The following is a 17,880-nucleotide window of genomic DNA, read 5'->3' as shown; positions in this document are numbered from 1 at the left end:
ATAAACACATATAACACTATGAATAATTTTTTGAATTCCCAAAACCAAGACCTATTAAAATTTGCAGAAGAAAATTCTTTAAAATATAAAAATGCAAATCCATTCCCGAGCATTTCTTTTGATGATTTTTTTAATCCTGAATTTTTAGAAGAAGTATTGAAAGAATTTCCTGATCTTTCCAAACAAGATGCAATTAGCTTTAATGATCCTTTACAGAAAAAATTTGCAGGTAAAGGTGAAAAATCTTTTGGCCCAAAAACAAGAGAATTAATGTATTTTCTAAATTCGGAACCTTTTTTAAATTTTGTAAATAAACTTACCGGTATTGAAGAGCCACTATATGGAGATCCTTATTTTTCAGGAGGAGGACTTCATGAAATAAAAAAAGGAGGACTTCTAAAAGTTCATGCAGATTTTAATAAAAACCCAACCAATGGTTTGGACAGAAGAGTTAATGTTTTAGTATATCTTAATAAAGAATGGAAGGATGAATACGGAGGTCATTTTGAATTATGGAATCAAGATATGACAAAATGTGAAACAAAAATTGCTCCTAAATTCAATACATTAGCAATGTTCTCAACAACATCAAATTCTTATCATGGTCACCCAGATCCTCTAAACTGTCCTGAAGAAAGAAGCCGTAAATCATTGGCATTATATTATTATTCCAACGGCAGACCTGAATCTGAAGCAATTGCTTTCAAAGAAAATCACAATACTCTTTTTGTACAGAGAAAAGACTCCGACAAAGACACAAATGCATGGAATGAGAATGAGCAGAGAAAAAAACAGCATCTTTCCCCAAAAACGTCTTTAGCAAAAAGGGTGTTTAATAAAATTTTCAGAGGGTAACAAATAAAAGCATAATGATTATAGGAAACGGACTCATTGCCAACTCACTAAAAAATATCGATTCCAAAGACCATCTTTACTTTGCTTCCGGAGTTTCAAACTCCCTCGAAACAAGAAGCTCGGAATTTGAAAGAGAATTTTCTCTTCTAAAAAACAGCATAATACCACATGAGGAAAAAAAGCTTTTTTATTTTTCTACTTTAAGTGTGAATGATCTTTCAAAACAGCAAAGCCCATATGTTCTGCACAAACTGGAAATTGAAAATTTCATAAAAGAAAACTGCAAAAACTATATCATTCTAAGGGTCGGTAATATTGTAGGCAAAGGCGGAAACCCGAATACCCTGTTTAATTTCCTTAAAACACAGATTATACAGGGCAGTAATTTTATGCTGCATCAGAAAGCCAGAAGATTATTGCTAGATATTGATGATATTACGGAATTTTTAGAATCAAACTGTGCAAATGTTAATAACCAAACCATTAACTTTGCCTATCCGTATTATTATGATTTAAAGGAAATTGTAGAAGCCATACGGAATAAGCTTCAAAAAGAAGCGAATTATCAGGAATCGGATGAAGGAGACTTTTATAAAGTTGATTTTGATGAATCGGTCAACGATTTCTTTAGCGGAATAGATGCTGAAAATTATTTAAAAAATTTAGCCGAAAAATATATTTAGAACAGAACACAAATGCCTAAAATTTATTTTATTATTGTTACCTACAATGCCATGAAATGGGCAGAAAAATGCTTTAAAAGTTTAAGGCAGTCTTCTGTTCCTGTTCACTGTATTGTGGTAGACAATGGTTCCACAGACGGCACACAAAAATACATTACGGCAAATTTTCCCGAAGTTGAATTAATTCAGTCTGAAAAGAATCTGGGATTCGGAAAAGCCAATAATATCGGGATCGAAAAAGCCTATCAAAAAGGAGCCGATTTTTTTTATCTGATGAATCAGGATGCATGGATTTTTAATGACAGCCTGGAAAAGCTCCTTCATGTTTACAATCTTCATCCTGACAAAAAAGAAATAGGCATACTGAGCCCAATGCATATCGACGGAACCGGAAAGAAACTGGATATTTTTCTTGATAAATACATTGCCCATAATTTTGAAACAAGACTGATCTCTGATCTCTATTTCCAGACTTTACAGCCCTTTTACGAAATAAGCTTCATCAATGCTGCTCATTGGTTTTTACCCAAAGAAACCATTGACGTGGTAGGAGGATTCAACCCTTATTTTTTTCATTACGGCGAAGATCTAGAATATGTAAACCGCATTTTATTCCACAAGAAGAAAACGTTACTTGTTCCGGAGAGCAAAGTGGTACATGACGGAAAACAGTCTCTGTCTAAGGTCGATTATACAAAATACGAAGACCTCAGAATAGAAACCAACATCATGAATCCCTCTATTCCGGATTCTCTTAAGGCAGAGAAAAAAGCACTCAAACAAAGTATGCTAAAAAATATGTTTACCGGAAAGAAAAATAACTATCAGAAGTTAGCATCAAAATATAAGAAAATCGTTTCCGAGGAAAAAAAATTAACTGAACTCAGAAATATCGTGGAAAAGAAATCGCCCTCATTTCTGAACGTTTAAATCCATATTCAATATTTAAAAATACTTAAAATGATAAATAAAATTGCAAACAAAATAAAACTACTTTCCCATTCAGGTTCCACCTATCACTGTCCCTATTGCGGTTACGATTCTAAAGATCTGGAAGTGGTAGGACATGATCTTAAAGTACTAAGAGACAAACAGGTAATTGGCGGCGGAAGACGCGCTGCAGGATGCTACAAATGCCATTCAAGAGACAGAGAGAGACTTTTATATGCATTTTTAATTGAAGAACTGAAAGTTACAGACAACAAAAATTTCAGCATCCTTCACATTGCTCCGGAACCGAAGCTTTCAAATATATTTTTAAAATCAAATGTAAAAGAATACATCTGCGGAGATTTATTTACAAAGGGATATGATTATCCAAGTCATGTAAAAAATATGAATGTAATGGATATTCCTTATGAAGATGATCATTTTGATCTTGCCATCTGCAATCATGTTTTAGAACATATTCCTGAAGATACGAAAGCAATGAAGGAACTTCACAGAGTCTTAAAACCGGGAGGTCATGCTGTTTTGCAGGTTCCTATTTCAAAAAACAGCCAACAGACTCATGAAGATTTCACCATCACCGATCGAAATAAAAGAGAAGAATTATTCGGGCAGTTCGATCATGTGAGAATTTACGGACAGGATTATGTATCAAGGCTGGAAAGTGTTGGTTTTAAAGTAAAAAGAATAAATATTTCGGAAAAATATAAGAAATTTGGTCTTAATCCTGATGAAGATATTTTCTATTGCGAAAAATAAGTAAGATCAACTAAAATTAAAAGGTATGTGCGGAATAGCGGGAATCATCACCACCAACGCAAGAAATTATCAGGAAGAACTGAAAAAAATGACCGATGCTATCGCCCATCGCGGTCCGGATTCTTCTCATTTTGAATTTTACGAAAATGCAGCTTTAGGACATCGCAGACTTTCTATTATTGATCTTTCTGAAAACGGAAAACAACCCATGTTTTCCTCTACAAAAAACGAATGCATCGTACTGAACGGAGAAATCTACGGTTATCAGGATATTAAGGCACATTATCCAGAATATCCTTATCGAGGAAGTTCAGATACGGAGGTAATTCTTGCCATGTATCAGAGGAAAAAAGAAAACCTCATCCATGATCTTCCGGGAATGTTTGCTTTTGCCATCTGGGATAACGAAAAACAGGAACTGTTCTGTGCAAGAGACCGTTTTGGAGAAAAACCTTTTTATTATGCAATTGGAAGCAATAATGAATTTATTTTTGCCTCAGAAGTCAAAGCAATCCTCGCTTCAGGGCTTATCCGTCCAAAAGTAAGCAATCTCGCGCTTTCTCATTACCTTCAGCATGGTTATGTAAGTACATATCAGAGTATTTACGAAAATATTCATGCCCTCCCTCCTGCTCATCAGCTGATCTTGAAAGATGGCAATATCTCCGTTTCAAGATATTACAGTCTTCCCAAAAAAGACAGTACCATCAGTTTATCGGATGCTAAAGAAGAATTTACTTATCTGTTAAAGAATGCTGTGAAAAAACAGTTGGTAGCCGATGTTGAAGTAGGAAGTTTTCTGAGTGGGGGCTTAGATTCTTCTTCCATTGTAGGACTTGTTGCCGAATTTTTACCCAAACAGACAACCATAAGTTTTGGCTACGATCATGAAGACAGCGAACTGAAATATGCCAAAGAAATAGCCGATAAATACCATACCAACCACATTGAAGTTCACGAAAAAAAAGAAGATCTGGTAACAGCTCTTTTAAAAACTTCTCCTTTTTTTGATGAACCTTTTGCAGATTATTCTTCAATTCCGCATTTTGAAATCTGCAGAAATGCACGGAAAAATCTTACCGTTGTCCTTTCGGGAGATGTAGGAGATGAATTATTCGGCGGCTACAACTTCTACACCATTGAAAATAAACTGAGAAATCATTTCAGTTACAAAAATATTATTGCCCAGTTTGGATTAAAACTGTATCAGAAAATAAAACCTATCTCTTTTATCAGTCAACAGAATATTGAAAACAAAAACATTCTCGATTTTCACCAAAACTATGTAAGAAGAGCTTTCTCAAAGCAAGAAAGACAGGCTTTAGGATTGCATTCGGATTATGATCAGCCTTACAGCTTTATCCCAGATCTGGATTCATTAAATGATATCATGCGACTGGATATTGAAGACTTTGTACCGTCCAATATGATGGTAAAATCCGACAGAATGGCAATGGCAAACTCTTTAGAAGTAAGAACGCCGTTTCTTGATCTGGATTTCGCAGAATTCTGCATTCAGCTTCCGGAAAATCTTAAACTTAGTAACGATAACGATAAAATTATCCTTCGCGAATCGATGGGCTCTTACTGGACGGAAACCATTAGAAAACGACATAAACAGGGATTCGGAATGAATGTTAAAAACTGGTTTACAGAAGACAGCCTTCTCCGCTTTTCCGATGAACTGTTAAAAAATCCCAATCAGAAAATTTTTAATTACATCGATTTCAAGGCGACTCAGAATCTACTGACCAAAGATTATAAACACTGGTGTCTTCTGCAACTGGCTCTTTGGGCTCATAACAACGAAAAATATCTGTAATCATGAGTCTGAAAAAAAGAATTACGTCCCGTTTCTATTATTATCAGTGGCTTTTCAATACCCGGAAACTTCGTGCTGACTTTCCGTCTTTCCGTATTCTGAATATAAAAGATACTATTGATGATATTATTAAAAACAAACTTTCCGTAAGCAGGTTTGGAGATGGAGAATTCAGATTGATGCTTCCGCAGTACGAACTGGAATTTCAGGAAAACAGCGAAAGAATCCGGAAAAAAATGTGCGAAGTGATTGCTTCAGATCTCAAAAATCACTTGGTATGTCTTCCTGAACCGCTTGCGTCAGTACATTCTTTTGATATTATTACAAAATATTGGTGGAAAAAATTCATTAACAATTACGGTTCCAGAGTTTCTCCTTTTTTAGATAAAAACAAAACCTACGGAAATTCATTCATTACAAGATTTTATCTCGGTTATAAAGATAAATCTGAAAAAAGGAATTTAGACATCATTAAATCTCTCAAAAAGATATGGGATAAAAAAGATATCCTGATAATTGAGGGAAGATATTCCAGACTGGGTGTAGGAAATGATCTGTTTGAAAATGCAGCTTCTCTTAAAAGGATTATCTGTCCCGAAAAGAATGCATTCAGATGTTATGATAAAATTTTTGAAGCAGCAGCGGAATTTGGAAAAGACAGACTTATTTTGGCGGCTTTAGGTCCCTCCGCAACGATTTTGGCTTACGATCTGGCTAAAGACAATTATTGGGCAATCGATATCGGACATATTGATATTGAATACATCTGGTTTTTGAGAAAAGCTACGGAAAAAATTGCGATCGAAGGACGTCATGTTAATGAAGCGGAAAGCCAGGAATCCTTCGATATTCCGGAGGAATTTGCTCGACCTTATCAAGAAAGTATCATTTTAGAAATAAAAGAATGAACCTGAATATTTCTGTGGTCATCCCCGTTTATAACGCTTCCGGATTTTTAAGAAAATCGGTGGAATCTGCTCTGCAATTTGAAGAAGTAATAGAAATTATTTTGGCAGAAGATTGTTCTACAGACAATTCTCTGGAAATCTGCAAAGAACTTGCTTCAGAAAATTCCAGAATTAAATTATTTCAACACCCTGACAAAGGAAATCATGGCGCAGGAGCGACAAGAAATTTAGGAATTGAAAAATCAACCGGCGATTTCACAGCATTTCTGGATGCGGATGATTATTATCTTCCCAATCGCTTTGATGCGGAAAAAGAACTTTTCAAAGATCCAAAAATCGATGGTGTTTTTGGTGCAATTGGCGTGGAATATTTAACGGAAAAAGGCAAACAGGAATTTCAGCAAAAATTTAAGGAATCATCTCTTACTACTGTTAATTATCCTGCGGAAGGAAAAGAGGTTTTCAGAGGTCTGCTCGGTTTAACTTCAAAGACATTCGGTTCTTTTTTTCATTTGAATACGTTAACGGTGAGAAAATCTGCTTTAGACAAAGTTCATCTTCGTTTTAATGTAAATCTCCGCGTACATCAGGATTCCGATTTCAATCTTAAACTGGCATACCTCTGTCATCTAAAGTCCGGAATTATCGATCAGGCGATTGCCATGAGAGGAATTCATGATGACAACAGAATTACCAAGATAAAACCTTATTCTTCAAAATTTTATAAAAACAGCTTGCTATACAGTGAATCAGTTTATTTGTGGAGCAAAGCCAATTCTTTAGAAAAAGAATACGCAAAAAAAATAGCACTCGATTATTTCAGTTTCAAAATAGCGAATCAGAAGGGATTAAAAAAATGGCTTTCATTTTTAGCTACAGCACTGCAAAATCCGGAATTTCTGAAAACAAGATATCGGTTTCATGCTTTAAACAATCCTCATGATTAATACAAAAATTAACCAGATCAAAAGGCTTGTGAGCGATTCTTTGGCTTATGTGAAATTAAAGTTTTACAGTCCGCCGAAGAAGGACAAAACTTTATTGATCAATTTTAAAAACCCAAATCTATACCATCGTTTTTTTTATTTGCTGGTTAAATTCTATCAGCTTTCAGGATACAACATTATTTATCCTATGAATTTTGCAAGATTCAGAAATTTAAGAAATAAAGACCGCTATTTAGGACTTATTGTCCGGGAAAAAAACTTTTTAAGCATTCACAAAAAAAATCTTCCTGAAAATTTTATCGAAATAAACGATGAAATGTTTAGTCCTGATTACTTTTCCACTTATTTCGAGCATAAGAATATTGATGAACATGCTTTTCATGTTCCTATGAGTTTTCATCCGTTCATGTATAATAAAGAAATATGGAACCATAAAGTGGATACTGACAGAAAAAGGTTCAATTCTATTTTCTGTTATGGAAATTTTGATGCTAAAGCTTATTTAGATATCAAAAGAACTGCTTTTACAGTGGAAACACGAGTTACACTTTTAGATTTTTTTCAGAAAAAAGAGAACTTTGTCTCTATTTATGGTAAAAATGATATCGTCTCTTCAAATGAGAATTTAGATGAAAAATATGTTTTCGCGATCAAGGAAAATTATCCTATAAAAATGGAGGATATCCGGGAACTACTCTCCTATTTCAACTTTTATTTATGTTGTCCCGGAGTCGTAATGCCGCTTTGTCATAACGTGATTGAAGCAATGTCAGTTGGCACCATTCCTCTTATACAAAAAGAATATGCTGAGGTAATGTATCCTAATCTTCAGCATAAAATGAATGCCATTATATTCGAAAACCTTAATCATTTAGAACAAATTCTTGAGCAGGAAATTTTCACTTTACAGGAACACGAAATTGCTGCAATGAGAAAAAATGTTTTAGATTATTATAGCGACTATCTCACTCCGCAAGCTCTGGTAAAACGCCTTAATAAAAGCATTGAAAAGAAAAAACTTATATATTTACAGGCGGAACACAGAAGCATAAAATTATAAACATGAATACAGTAAAAAAATTTAGTAATGTTCTATTTAGAGAAGGAATTTTCAATTTTGTTAAAAGAAAACTCAATATCTCTTACCTCGACAGCGTTACCACGTATACCATAAAATACAGAGAAAAAGAAACCAAGATTATTCTGAACAGAAAATTCGGGTATGTCGATATGATGATCTTTAAGAATGGTATTTACGAAAAAGACATTATCGATGATATGTATAACGAGCTGAATAAAGGCAAAACAATGTTGGATATTGGTTCAAACATCGGTCAGCACAGTTTGATATTAAGTTCATATTGTAAGGAAATATATGCTTTTGAACCTATCCCCAAAGTATATGAACAATTTAATAAAAGCATTGCTAAAAATAATATTCAGAATATAAAAACTTTTAATCTCGGAATCAGCAATAAAAAAGAAACTAAGGAATTCAATTTTATTGAGGATCATGCGGGAGCAAGTTCTTTTATAGACAGAGCCAATGAGCATACCAATAAAATCATCGTAAAAACAGATACACTGGAAAATATTATTGGGGAAACTCGTTTTGATCTCATGAAAATTGACGTTGAAGGATATGAAGCAGTAGTAATTCTGGGAAATAAGGAAATTATCCTGAAAAACAGACCTGTAATTTTTCTGGAATACGACAGACAGTGGATTTCTGAGGAAGGCTCCTATACTCCTGAAGATCTGTACAATTTTTTCAATGATAATAAATTTGAAATATACAGCAGAGTACATAATAAAATTATTCAGAAAAGTGATTTTGCAAATGTATTCCAGGACAACTGGATTATAAAACCAATTAACATAGAGCTAAATTGAAAATCTCCGTCATAACTCCCGTTTACAATGCCGAAAAATATATAACTCAGGCTGTGGAATCCGCTCTTCAGTTTGAGGAAGTATATGAGGTTATTTTAATTGAAGACCAATCTCCGGATAATGCTTTAGAAGTATGTGAAAAATTAGCAGAAAAATATGATCGGGTAAAGCTTTTTCAGCATCCCGACAAAGGAAATCACGGAGCGGGAAAAACAAGAAATTTAGGACTGGAAAAAGCTACCGGAGACTTTATTGCTTTTTTGGATGCAGATGATTATTATCTGCCCAACCGTTTTGATGCCGAAAAAGAACTATTTAAAGATCCAAAAGTAGAAGGTGTTTATGGTGCTTTAGGAGTTCATTACTATTCTGAAAAAGCAAAAGAACAGTATTACAGCCTTTTTAAGGATAATTTAACTACCGTTTATAAGAAGCACGATCCCAAAGACGTTTTTCCGGGTCAGCTCAATATGAGAGGAAGCTTTGGGCTTTTCAGTATCGATTGTTTAACGATCAGGAGAGAATCTATGGTCAGAAAGCTCAATCCTTTTTTCAAAACGCATTTAAGGCTTCATCAGGATACAGAATTCTTGTTCAGATTATCTTATTATCTTGATCTTTATCCGGGAATTCTGGATAAAGCGGTTGCCATGAGAGGCGTTCACGAGAGTAACAGAATTACAGCAGTAGATTCTAAAAAAGTAAATCCTGCCATAACCCGGGTTCTGCTGTGGAAAGAAGTAAACGAATGGGCACAGAAGGAAAACACCATTCCGGAAGATATAAAATTACACATCAAAAGAATGCACAGAAGCTACGAAATAGCTCTTGCTCCAACGCTTAAAAAATGGGGAATGATTACCAAGTATCTTTTTACAGACTACAGAAGCATTCGCTCCGGACTTTACAATATCAATTTCAGAGAATATTTATTTTAAATGTTTCGAATTTATAAGTATAGAATCCGCGATCTGTGAGGTAAAAACTTTTCCGGATTCTTTGTACATATGGTTTGCATCTGTATAAATATAATCTTCAGCTTTTGAAGAAAAATCAAAGTACACTACATGATATCTTTTTGAAATATTTTCTATACGTTGACTGAAATCAGGACTATATCTGTTTTCAACATTCATAATTTCACCCAAAGCAGGGATTCTTACAAGATATACACTTCCTTTATCTTTTAGAAATGTAATCATATCTTCCAGTGCCTGAATTCTTTTTGCAGATATTTTCTGTGTTTTAGCAAGATCTTCTTTGTAAAATTTCAGCTTGGCTTCTGCTCTTTTTTGTACAGAATCTTTTTCCATGCTTACATTTACTTCAAGCCATCCATTTTTATGTAAAAAAGTATTGGATCTTCCCGATTCTTCTCTTTCGCTAAAAATTTTAAACCAGCTTCTTGGATAATTCTTTAAAAGATATTCGTAATTAGGCGACATATCATAGCTGTACATATTTCCTAATGGAGAATTTTCTTTTTCCGGAAAATCTTTAGACTCATCAAATGATTTATTGACAGATAAATTCCAGGGATCAACAGTCAGTATAAAAACGCCATTTTTTGTATTCGGTTTAATTTTTCTTTTTAGAGCTTCCAGATAAACTTTTCCGTAAGGTGACTGAACGACATTGATGGCGAAATTATCAAACTTTTTATGAAGCTTACCTTCTAAAATATCCGGCTGAACAGCCTGAGAACCTCTGGAATCTCCCAAAATAATATTTTCAGGCTTTTCTACTGCGAAATGCATATAATTATCGTCTGTATTTCCATCTGCGAAAGAGCCGAGAACAGCCAAGACGACAGCACAGCCTACCAGATAAAATGATAATTTGAATAAAAATTTTTTCATACTAAAACTGAAAATAAATAAATTCATTATTCCCGAAATTAGCATAACGGAAAATGATAAAAATAATCACTGCGTACATAGCTCTTCTCAGCCACGGATGAAATCTTTCAATTTCCAAACCGTGAAAGCGGCTTCTGTTGAGCCATTCAACAATAAGCATTATTCCAATAAGAGCCATTACTTTATATGGAAAATGAGGAGGAACTGAAAGAATCGTCTTATTAAAAATTTTTCCAATATAAGAAACAGCCTCAGAAACAGATGCCGCGCGGAAAAAAATCCATGCAAAACAGGTAAGAGAAAAGGTAATTAAAATCTGAAAAATCTCCCTGAAAGAAGGTAAAAATTTATCCATGGCAACAACTTCAAGATTTTGCCGGTTTTTCTCCATCAGTAAAAGAGGCATAAAATACAAAGCATTCAATCCGCCCCAGATAATAAATGTCCAGTTGGCTCCATGCCAGAAACCCGAGACTAAAAAAATGATGAAAGTATTGCGGATCTTCATTATCAGTCCGCCCTTGCTCCCTCCTAAAGGAATATAAAGATAATCTCTGAACCATGAAGAAAGCGAAATATGCCACCTTCTCCAGAATTCTGCAATATCTCTTGAAAAGTAAGGGAAAGCAAAATTCTTCAGAAGCTCTATTCCAAAAAGTCTGGAAACTCCAAGAGCAATATCAGAATACCCCGAAAAATCACCATAAATCTGAAAAGCAAAAAGTATGGCTCCCAAAACCAGATTACTGGCACTTTCGGTGTGATAATGTGCGAAAATTTCATTTACCAGAGGCGCACAATTGTCTGCAATAACCATTTTCTTAAAAAAGCCCCAGAGAATTTGCCGCATTCCGTCTGCAGCCTGTTCATAATTAAATGTCCTTTTTCTCTGAATCTGTGGCAAAAGGTGGGTTGCTCTTTCAATAGGTCCCGCTACCAATAAAGGGAAATAACTTACAAAAACAGCATAATCTATAAAATTCCGCTCCGCAGAAATTCTCTTTTTATAAATATCAATCACATAAGAAAGACCATGAAACGTATAAAAAGAAATTCCAACAGGGAGGACTATTTTTAACAGCCAGATATTGATGTGGAAACCAAAACTTCCTAAAAGTTCTGAAAAACTTTCTATAAAAAAATTATAATATTTGAAAAAACCTAAAAAGCCCAGATTTATAATAATACTGAGTGCTAACCAAAATGTGGATTCTTTTTTGCTTTTGCTTTTTTCGATCATAATACCGGAAACAAAATCCAGCCCGATAGAAAACATCAGCAGAAAAAGAAATCTCCAGTCCCAACAGGCATAGAAATAGAAGCTTGCTACCAGAACAAGTACATTCTGATGTTGGTACTTTTTATTAAAAACAAACCAATAAAGTATAAAAACGATTGGCAGAAAAATTAGAAAACCAATAGAATTAAATAGCATAGTATTCTTTTAAATTGAAGATTTTAAGAAAAACTTATGCAGAATATATTGATAAACAGCTATTATCAGGAACGAAAATAGGAAAAGGGAACAGCATTTCTGTCATAATTTATTCATTTATGTTTAACAAAAGTAAATATTTTTATCCGAATTTTATCTTCTTTAAATAATCTCTGCAGGGTTTTTCTATCAATTGATAAAAAATGCCTGAAATAATTATTAAAACAGGAATATAGATCCAAAAGATGATACTTCTATCATAGATTCTGAAATAATCCCACAAAAACGACCTTAAAATAAACAGAACAGGAATGTGAACAATGTAGATGGCATAGCTGATTTCTCCCATATATTCCAAAGGCTTTATAGACATTATTCTGGTTAAAAAACCATTGTTCAGAGAGATTAAAACAATCAGCGGAACAAAAAACACAGCCATTAATCCATCATGATAATATAGAGGTACAAACAGCAGGGAAAATAATATTAAACTGAAAACCAGAAATATCGCCCAGTCATAGTTTTTCTGTTTAAAATTTTTAACAAAAAATATTCCTGCGAGATTTCCGATTAAAAATTCATTAATATGCAATAACGGAAAATAAGAAATAAAATCGTGACTTTTGGAAAATCTTCCTTCATACAATCCGGAAAACATAAAGTAGTTGCAAAAAACCTGAGTGGCAATCCAGATGAGAACACCAGTAATCCAGATGAATTTATAATTTTTTGAGTAAATATAATTATACAAAAAAGGAAAAATCAGGTAAAAGAAAAATTCTACAGAAATCGACCATCCCGGAAAATTCAAAATTAAAGCTTTGCCGGGAAGCCAGCTCTGAACACCAGACAAATATGCAATAATCGAGAAAAAAGCAGTTTCCTGAGATCGTGTAAATAAATACAAAATCAGTCCGATTACATACAGTGGATAAATTCTTGCGACCCTGTTGCGGTAAAAATCAATGTAATTTATTTTTTCTTTGGAATGATACGCAACAATCATTATAAATCCCGAAAGAATAAAAAAATAACTTACTCCAATATTCGCCTTAGCAAAAATCTCCGAAATATATTTTATTTTATAAACAAGAGCACCTTCACCATAATGGAAAATCACAATTGCTAGGGCAGCAAGAAATCTTGTAAATGTAATCTGACTAATTTTCACGAATCAAAAATACACTTAAAAGTTTTTATTTAACAAAAACACCAATGTATTTTCCTTCGTACTCTACTACTGTAGTTTCGATATTATTTTTTTCGCAGAAATCCTGATAGGCAGAATTGTCTCCGATATCATCACTAATGAAAACTCCACCTTTTCTCAAATGCAGGTAAAGCTCGTTGTAAGCCCAGAATCTGCCATTATAACTCTTATCAGAATCATAATGCACTACATCAAAAGATGCGTTATCGGCAAAAATTTTAGGAAGAGATTCTCTATCCGCAAAACGGTATAATTTCCAGTTGGAGGTAAGACTTTCAGGTACAATACATCCTACATACTGATCGCCATCCTGCGCCAGATAAGGCATATCCGAACTGTATAATGTTCCGTTTCTCTTAGTTAAGGAAAGTAATGCTGCCAAAGAAGACCATCCATATGCAACGCCGGTTTCCACTGCATTTTTAGCATGGGTAAACTCGCAGGAATAATAAATCAGTTCTAAAGCTCCCGCTCCTCCCATTTTAATCGGGCATTCATTCTGTCTTCTTTCAGAATCTTTTAAAATTTCAGCGAAATCTTTCTGAAAAGGATCAATTTCGATCCCGAAAAGCTGAGAAACCGCCTGCTTTTGAGAAACCGCTCTGGAGGCAGCCCAGGAATTTGTTTTTTCTTTGCCTTTAAAGGCATTTCCCCGGTTTACGGTATTTTTTACAATTTTACGCCCTAATTCAGGGTAAAGATCCGGTCTTTTAAGATAGGCTATAAACGTTTTGAGAACTCTGGATATTTCGCTCACTGTGTTAAATTTAAGCCACAAAAATAAAGATTTTTCTGTTATCTTTAGGATATAATTATCTTTGTAAAAATTTATTAACACAATAAGATGAAGTTTTCTGTTCTGATTGCCAATTACAACAATGGAAAATTCTTTAAAGAATGCTATGATTCTATTATAGCACAAGATTATAAAAACTGGGAAGTGATTATTCTGGATGATGCTTCTACAGACGATTCCGTGGAGGTAATTAAAAAATTAATAAGCAGTGATGAACGTTTTAAAATTTACAGAAATGAAGAAAACAGCGGTGTAGGAATCACAAAAAGCAAACTGATTGAACTGGCGGAAGGTGATATTTGCGGCTTTGTAGATCCTGATGACGCTATTACACCGAATGCGCTTTCTTCAAGCATAAAAATTTTTCAAAAGCAACAAAATGTTGTTCTTACTTACAGCAAATTTGCAAAATGTGATGAAAATCTGAAAATTCTGGAGGTTCCTAAAATCGCTCAGCAGGTTATTAATAACAGTCCGTTTTTTTTCAACTGCCCTGTAAATATTGTGCATTTCGTGTGTTTCAGAAAGGGCATTTATAATCAGACGGAAAAAATGAACACGGAAATGAAGATTGCTGAAGATCAGGATTTATATTTAAAAATGTATGAAAAAGGTAAGGTAAAATTTATTAACGAGGTAAATTATCTTTACAGGCTTCATTCCGGAGGTATTTCTCAAAATGACAACCGCCCCAAATCAAGGGAATATTTTGCCAAAGTCATTTTCAATACCATGAAACGCAGAAAGTTATCTTCCATAAACGGAAAGACAATCCCGAAAGAATACAACAGTTCTCAGGAAATTTACACTCTTTTGGAATATCAGAATTCACTTTCATTTAAAATTAAAAAGAAACTGATCATATTTGCCCAACAAATCTTTAGTTAATGACGAAAAATAATAAAATAAAAGTGCTTTTCAGGCATCGTTCTATGGAAATGGGCGGTGTGGAAAAAGTAGTTTTAAGTATGTTGAATCATCTTAACAAAGATACATTCAACATGACGATCTGTTTAAATATGAATCAGGGAGAGCTGAGAAATGAAATTCCCACTCATGTAAGAAAATTTTATCTTACAGAAGGCAGAGAAGATCTTTCAAAAAATCCGCTTATCCAAAAACTACAGTTAGCAAAAAGAAAATTAAGACTTCAGAATGCTTTGAGAAATCCTTCCATCGCTCAGAAAATTCTTAATGATGAATATGATGTAGAAATAGCTCCTACTTACGCTGCTTTTTCTGCGGTTCTCCATTCTGTTAATAAAAAATCAAAAAAAATAGGCTGGTTTCACTCCGATATTACTCTGCCGAAACTTCAGCCTTTGGTTCCTGAAATTTTAAAGCAGATTCCTCAATTTGACTATTTTATTTTTGGATCTCAGCAAACGAAAGATATTTTAATAGAAACGTATCCTGATCTTAAAATTCCCGAAAATCAGGTTATCTTAAATGCGATTCCTATTGATGAATTAAAACAGAAAGCTTTAGCTTTTAAACCTGACTTACCAAACAAACCTGTTTTCGTTTCTGTTGCGAGACTTCACAGCCGAAAAGGTTTTCATAAACTCATGGAAGCGCACGCAAGATTACTGAAGGATGGTTTCGATCATCATATCATCATAATCGGCGACGGCGAGGAAATGAATAACCTGAAAAAACAATCGGAAGAATTGGGAGTAACGGACAGTTTTAAATTATTAGGATCTTCTTTGAATCCTTATCCATATGTAAAAAATGCAGATTTTTTCATTCTTCCTTCGGAATCTGAAAGCTGGCCTCTGATTATTGCCGACAGTCTGATCCTTCAAAAACCAATTATTTCAACCAACGTAGGAGGAATTCCTGAAATGATAGAACACGGAAAGACAGGCTACCTCATCAATTATGAAACGGAAGAGATGTATGAATCCATGAAAAAATTTCTTACAGAACCCGAATTAATTGCCGAAATCAAGAAAAATCTCATCAATATTGAAGAACAGTTTGATAATCAGAAGATTTTTAATGCTGTAGAAAATATCATTATTAATTTAGCAAAAAAAGAACAATGATTTTCCTTTACCGTCTTATTCTGAAAATTCATACCACCTATCAAAAGATCATTCAGAAGATTTATATTAAAATTTCTGTTGCGAGAGGACTGAAGGTGGGGAAAGATGTAATTTTTGTTGAAGCTCCGGATTTTGGTTCAGAACCTTTTTTAATTGAAATCGGCGACAGAACAAAAATTACGGCGGGCTGCAAATTTATTAATCATGACGGCGCAATGTATGTCATCCGAAGTATGGAAAAATATCAGGATGCAAGAAATTTTGGAAGGATAAAGCTGGGGAAAAACTGTTTTGTAGGAAACAACTGTATTTTTCTTCCCGGATCACAGATGGGAGACAATTGTATTTTGGGAGCCGGTTCTGTACTCAATTCAAGTATGCCCGACAATTCTGTTTATGCCGGAACTCCGGCAAAATTTATTTGCACGGTGGAACAATATGGAGATAAAGCACTGGAAAACAATGTAATGTACCCGAGAGAACTGGAGCCTGAAAGAGCAAAACTTGAAGCTTACATTAAAGAAAACATTCCTCATGTTTACAAACCCGTAAAGAAATAAATGGCTGAAAAAAAGAAAATTCTCATCCGTATAGGCTCTCTGCGTCATGGCGGAGCAGAAAAAGTTTTGGTGACTTTTTTGAAAAATCTGCCTTCCGATAAGTATGAGATTGATTTGCTGCTGAATCTGAATTCAGGAAAATATCTGCCTGAAGTTCCCGGCTGGATCAATATTCTGCATCTTCATCAAGGCGAAATGATTACGACCAACCGTCCTCATGAAATCCCCAGAAAAGCAGCGCGTGTAATCCATGAAAAGATCCTTAAAAAATTCCCGAATCTTCTTTATAAGGGTAAATTAAAGAATAAGCAGTACGACATAGAGTTTGCTGCCATTCATGGGATGCGGGATGAAATTTTAGGATCTCCTTTAAAAAGTTCAAAAAAAATTGTCTGGATTCACAATGATCTTTCACAGGTGAAAGGCTATACCAACGATGAGATCCGTAAGTTTTTTGGGTTTGACAAAATTATGGTGATTTCTGAAAAGATAGAGCAGCTTTTCCAAAGTCTGGCAAAAAATGAAACTGAAAAACAAAAAATTGTAAAGATCTACAATCCTTTAGACACCGAAGAGTTTCTTGCCAAAGCAGACCTTCCAGTTGTAAACTATCAGTTTGATCAGGATGTTCCTACCTTTATTTCAGTAGGAACTGTTTTTCCACAAAAAGGTTTTGACAGGTTATTGAAAGTTCATAAAAAACTTTTGAATGAAGGTTTTCAGCACAAAGTTTTAATCGTCGGCGACGGATATGATTTTGAAAACATTAAAAAATTAAAATCTGAGCTTGGTGTCGATCAAACAGCAACCATGTTAGGATTTACAGACAATCCTTATCCTTATTTTAAAAATGCTGATTTTTATATTTTAAGCTCAAGATACGAAGGCTTTCCGACAGTTCTTTTTGAAGCCATTACCCTGAAAAAGAAAATTATTTCTACTGACGTTTCCGGAGCCAATGAAATGTTAAACGATGGTGAATTGGGTCTCATTGTGGAAAATTCTGAAGAAGGAATTTATAACGGAATGAAGAAAGCATTATCTGAACCTGAGTTTTTCAACAAATATTCGGAAAGACTTATGAATTATGAAATGCCTTTTAATCTGAAAAATTCCGTAAGCAAAATTGTTTCTATTGTGGATGAATTGTAACT

At 34.2% G+C, this 17,880-nt stretch carries 18 protein-coding genes; 14 read left to right on the top strand and 4 right to left on the bottom strand.

Going from position 1 to position 17,880, the window contains the following annotated elements:
• The first annotated feature begins 18 nt into the window (after positions 1–18).
• The 10 genes from PFY09_RS14690 to PFY09_RS14645 are packed head-to-tail and all read left to right on the top strand — an operon-like array spanning position 19 to position 9,753.
• Positions 19–855, top strand: coding sequence for a 2OG-Fe(II) oxygenase (locus PFY09_RS14690; protein WP_185207150.1), 837 nt, complete (start codon positions 19–21; stop codon positions 853–855).
• A gap of 14 nt (positions 856–869) precedes the next feature.
• Complete coding sequence (locus tag PFY09_RS14685; protein ID WP_271160201.1) at positions 870–1,538, top strand: NAD-dependent epimerase/dehydratase family protein; 669 nt, start codon at positions 870–872, stop codon at positions 1,536–1,538.
• Between the two features lie 12 nt (positions 1,539–1,550).
• Positions 1,551–2,468, top strand: a complete 918-nt coding sequence (locus PFY09_RS14680; protein WP_271160200.1) for a glycosyltransferase family 2 protein — start codon at positions 1,551–1,553, stop codon at positions 2,466–2,468.
• A gap of 30 nt (positions 2,469–2,498) precedes the next feature.
• A complete protein-coding gene (locus PFY09_RS14675) occupies positions 2,499–3,245 on the top strand; it encodes a class I SAM-dependent methyltransferase (RefSeq protein WP_256039528.1) in 747 nt (248 codons plus the stop codon).
• 25 nt (positions 3,246–3,270) lie between these two features.
• Positions 3,271–5,067, top strand: coding sequence for an asparagine synthase (glutamine-hydrolyzing) (gene asnB, locus PFY09_RS14670; protein ID WP_271160199.1), 1,797 nt, complete (start codon positions 3,271–3,273; stop codon positions 5,065–5,067).
• 2 nt (positions 5,068–5,069) lie between these two features.
• Positions 5,070–5,975 (top strand): GT-D fold domain-containing glycosyltransferase, encoded by a 906-nt coding sequence (locus tag PFY09_RS14665; protein WP_271160198.1) that lies wholly within the window; start codon positions 5,070–5,072, stop codon positions 5,973–5,975.
• Complete coding sequence (locus tag PFY09_RS14660; RefSeq protein ID WP_271160197.1) at positions 5,972–6,922, top strand: glycosyltransferase family 2 protein; 951 nt, start codon at positions 5,972–5,974, stop codon at positions 6,920–6,922. The genes PFY09_RS14665 and PFY09_RS14660 overlap by 4 nt, the downstream gene beginning before the upstream one ends.
• Positions 6,915–7,982 carry a hypothetical protein gene (locus PFY09_RS14655; protein WP_271160196.1) on the top strand — a complete coding sequence of 356 codons (1,068 nt, stop codon included), beginning with the start codon at positions 6,915–6,917 and terminating at the stop codon, positions 7,980–7,982. Before PFY09_RS14660 ends, PFY09_RS14655 begins: the two co-directional genes overlap by 8 nt.
• A 2-nt stretch (positions 7,983–7,984) precedes the next feature.
• The gene (locus tag PFY09_RS14650; protein WP_076391713.1) at positions 7,985–8,815 is read left to right on the top strand and encodes an FkbM family methyltransferase; all 831 of its coding nucleotides are present in this window, start codon (positions 7,985–7,987) and stop codon (positions 8,813–8,815) included.
• The gene (locus tag PFY09_RS14645) at positions 8,812–9,753 is read left to right on the top strand and encodes a glycosyltransferase (RefSeq protein WP_271160195.1); all 942 of its coding nucleotides are present in this window, start codon (positions 8,812–8,814) and stop codon (positions 9,751–9,753) included. Before PFY09_RS14650 ends, PFY09_RS14645 begins: the two co-directional genes overlap by 4 nt.
• Here the strand turns inward: PFY09_RS14645 and PFY09_RS14640 are convergent.
• From PFY09_RS14640 to PFY09_RS14625, 4 genes are all read right to left on the bottom strand, one after another.
• Complete coding sequence (locus PFY09_RS14640) at positions 9,745–10,674, bottom strand: hypothetical protein (RefSeq protein ID WP_271160194.1); 930 nt, start codon at positions 10,672–10,674, stop codon at positions 9,745–9,747. The two genes, PFY09_RS14645 and PFY09_RS14640, sit on opposite strands and share 9 nt — an antisense overlap.
• Position 10,675: 1 nt before the next feature.
• Complete coding sequence (locus PFY09_RS14635; RefSeq protein WP_271160193.1) at positions 10,676–12,109, bottom strand: MBOAT family O-acyltransferase; 1,434 nt, start codon at positions 12,107–12,109, stop codon at positions 10,676–10,678.
• A gap of 142 nt (positions 12,110–12,251) precedes the next feature.
• Positions 12,252–13,280: an acyltransferase family protein gene (locus PFY09_RS14630; RefSeq protein ID WP_271160192.1), complete on the bottom strand. Its 1,029-nt coding sequence runs from the start codon at positions 13,278–13,280 to the stop codon at positions 12,252–12,254.
• 25 nt (positions 13,281–13,305) lie between these two features.
• Positions 13,306–14,076 carry a class I SAM-dependent methyltransferase gene (locus tag PFY09_RS14625; protein ID WP_271160191.1) on the bottom strand — a complete coding sequence of 257 codons (771 nt, stop codon included), beginning with the start codon at positions 14,074–14,076 and terminating at the stop codon, positions 13,306–13,308.
• An 87-nt stretch (positions 14,077–14,163) separates the two neighbouring features.
• Here PFY09_RS14625 and PFY09_RS14620 point away from each other — a divergent pair, with 87 nt between their 5' ends.
• From PFY09_RS14620 to PFY09_RS14605, 4 genes are read left to right on the top strand one after another with little or no spacing between them, the layout of a single operon-like run.
• Positions 14,164–15,003, top strand: a complete 840-nt coding sequence (locus PFY09_RS14620) for a glycosyltransferase family 2 protein (RefSeq protein ID WP_271160190.1) — start codon at positions 14,164–14,166, stop codon at positions 15,001–15,003.
• Entirely contained in the window at positions 15,003–16,166 is a 1,164-nt protein-coding gene (locus PFY09_RS14615; RefSeq protein WP_271160189.1) for a glycosyltransferase, read from the top strand. Before PFY09_RS14620 ends, PFY09_RS14615 begins: the two co-directional genes overlap by 1 nt.
• Positions 16,163–16,726: an acyltransferase gene (locus tag PFY09_RS14610; protein WP_087708728.1), complete on the top strand. Its 564-nt coding sequence runs from the start codon at positions 16,163–16,165 to the stop codon at positions 16,724–16,726. The genes PFY09_RS14615 and PFY09_RS14610 overlap by 4 nt, the downstream gene beginning before the upstream one ends.
• Positions 16,727–17,878 (top strand): glycosyltransferase, encoded by a 1,152-nt coding sequence (locus PFY09_RS14605; protein ID WP_271160188.1) that lies wholly within the window; start codon positions 16,727–16,729, stop codon positions 17,876–17,878.
• Positions 17,879–17,880: the final 2 nt, after the last annotated feature.

Source organism: Chryseobacterium gambrini, from assembly GCF_027920505.1.
GTDB classification, from domain to species: Bacteria; Bacteroidota; Bacteroidia; order Flavobacteriales; family Weeksellaceae; genus Chryseobacterium; species Chryseobacterium gambrini.
Note: the sequence above shows the minus strand (reverse complement) of the source record. Positions and strands in the feature narration are given on the sequence as shown.

What these genes read in the sequence shown, in the direction of transcription:
- PFY09_RS14690 (WP_185207150.1), top strand. Translation starts at nt 19, where the DNA reads ATGAATAATTTTTTGAATTCCCAAAACCAAGACCTATTAAAATTTGCA.
- PFY09_RS14685 (WP_271160201.1), top strand. Translation starts at nt 870, where the DNA reads ATGATTATAGGAAACGGACTCATTGCCAACTCACTAAAAAATATCGAT.
- PFY09_RS14680 (WP_271160200.1), top strand. Translation starts at nt 1,551, where the DNA reads ATGCCTAAAATTTATTTTATTATTGTTACCTACAATGCCATGAAATGG.
- PFY09_RS14675 (WP_256039528.1), top strand. Translation starts at nt 2,499, where the DNA reads ATGATAAATAAAATTGCAAACAAAATAAAACTACTTTCCCATTCAGGT.
- asnB (WP_271160199.1), top strand. Translation starts at nt 3,271, where the DNA reads ATGTGCGGAATAGCGGGAATCATCACCACCAACGCAAGAAATTATCAG.
- PFY09_RS14665 (WP_271160198.1), top strand. Translation starts at nt 5,070, where the DNA reads ATGAGTCTGAAAAAAAGAATTACGTCCCGTTTCTATTATTATCAGTGG.
- PFY09_RS14660 (WP_271160197.1), top strand. Translation starts at nt 5,972, where the DNA reads ATGAACCTGAATATTTCTGTGGTCATCCCCGTTTATAACGCTTCCGGA.
- PFY09_RS14655 (WP_271160196.1), top strand. Translation starts at nt 6,915, where the DNA reads ATGATTAATACAAAAATTAACCAGATCAAAAGGCTTGTGAGCGATTCT.
- PFY09_RS14650 (WP_076391713.1), top strand. Translation starts at nt 7,985, where the DNA reads ATGAATACAGTAAAAAAATTTAGTAATGTTCTATTTAGAGAAGGAATT.
- PFY09_RS14640 (WP_271160194.1), bottom strand. Translation starts at nt 10,674, where the DNA reads ATGAAAAAATTTTTATTCAAATTATCATTTTATCTGGTAGGCTGTGCT.
- PFY09_RS14635 (WP_271160193.1), bottom strand. Translation starts at nt 12,109, where the DNA reads ATGCTATTTAATTCTATTGGTTTTCTAATTTTTCTGCCAATCGTTTTT.
- PFY09_RS14620 (WP_271160190.1), top strand. Translation starts at nt 14,164, where the DNA reads ATGAAGTTTTCTGTTCTGATTGCCAATTACAACAATGGAAAATTCTTT.
- PFY09_RS14615 (WP_271160189.1), top strand. Translation starts at nt 15,003, where the DNA reads ATGACGAAAAATAATAAAATAAAAGTGCTTTTCAGGCATCGTTCTATG.
- PFY09_RS14610 (WP_087708728.1), top strand. Translation starts at nt 16,163, where the DNA reads ATGATTTTCCTTTACCGTCTTATTCTGAAAATTCATACCACCTATCAA.
- PFY09_RS14605 (WP_271160188.1), top strand. Translation starts at nt 16,727, where the DNA reads ATGGCTGAAAAAAAGAAAATTCTCATCCGTATAGGCTCTCTGCGTCAT.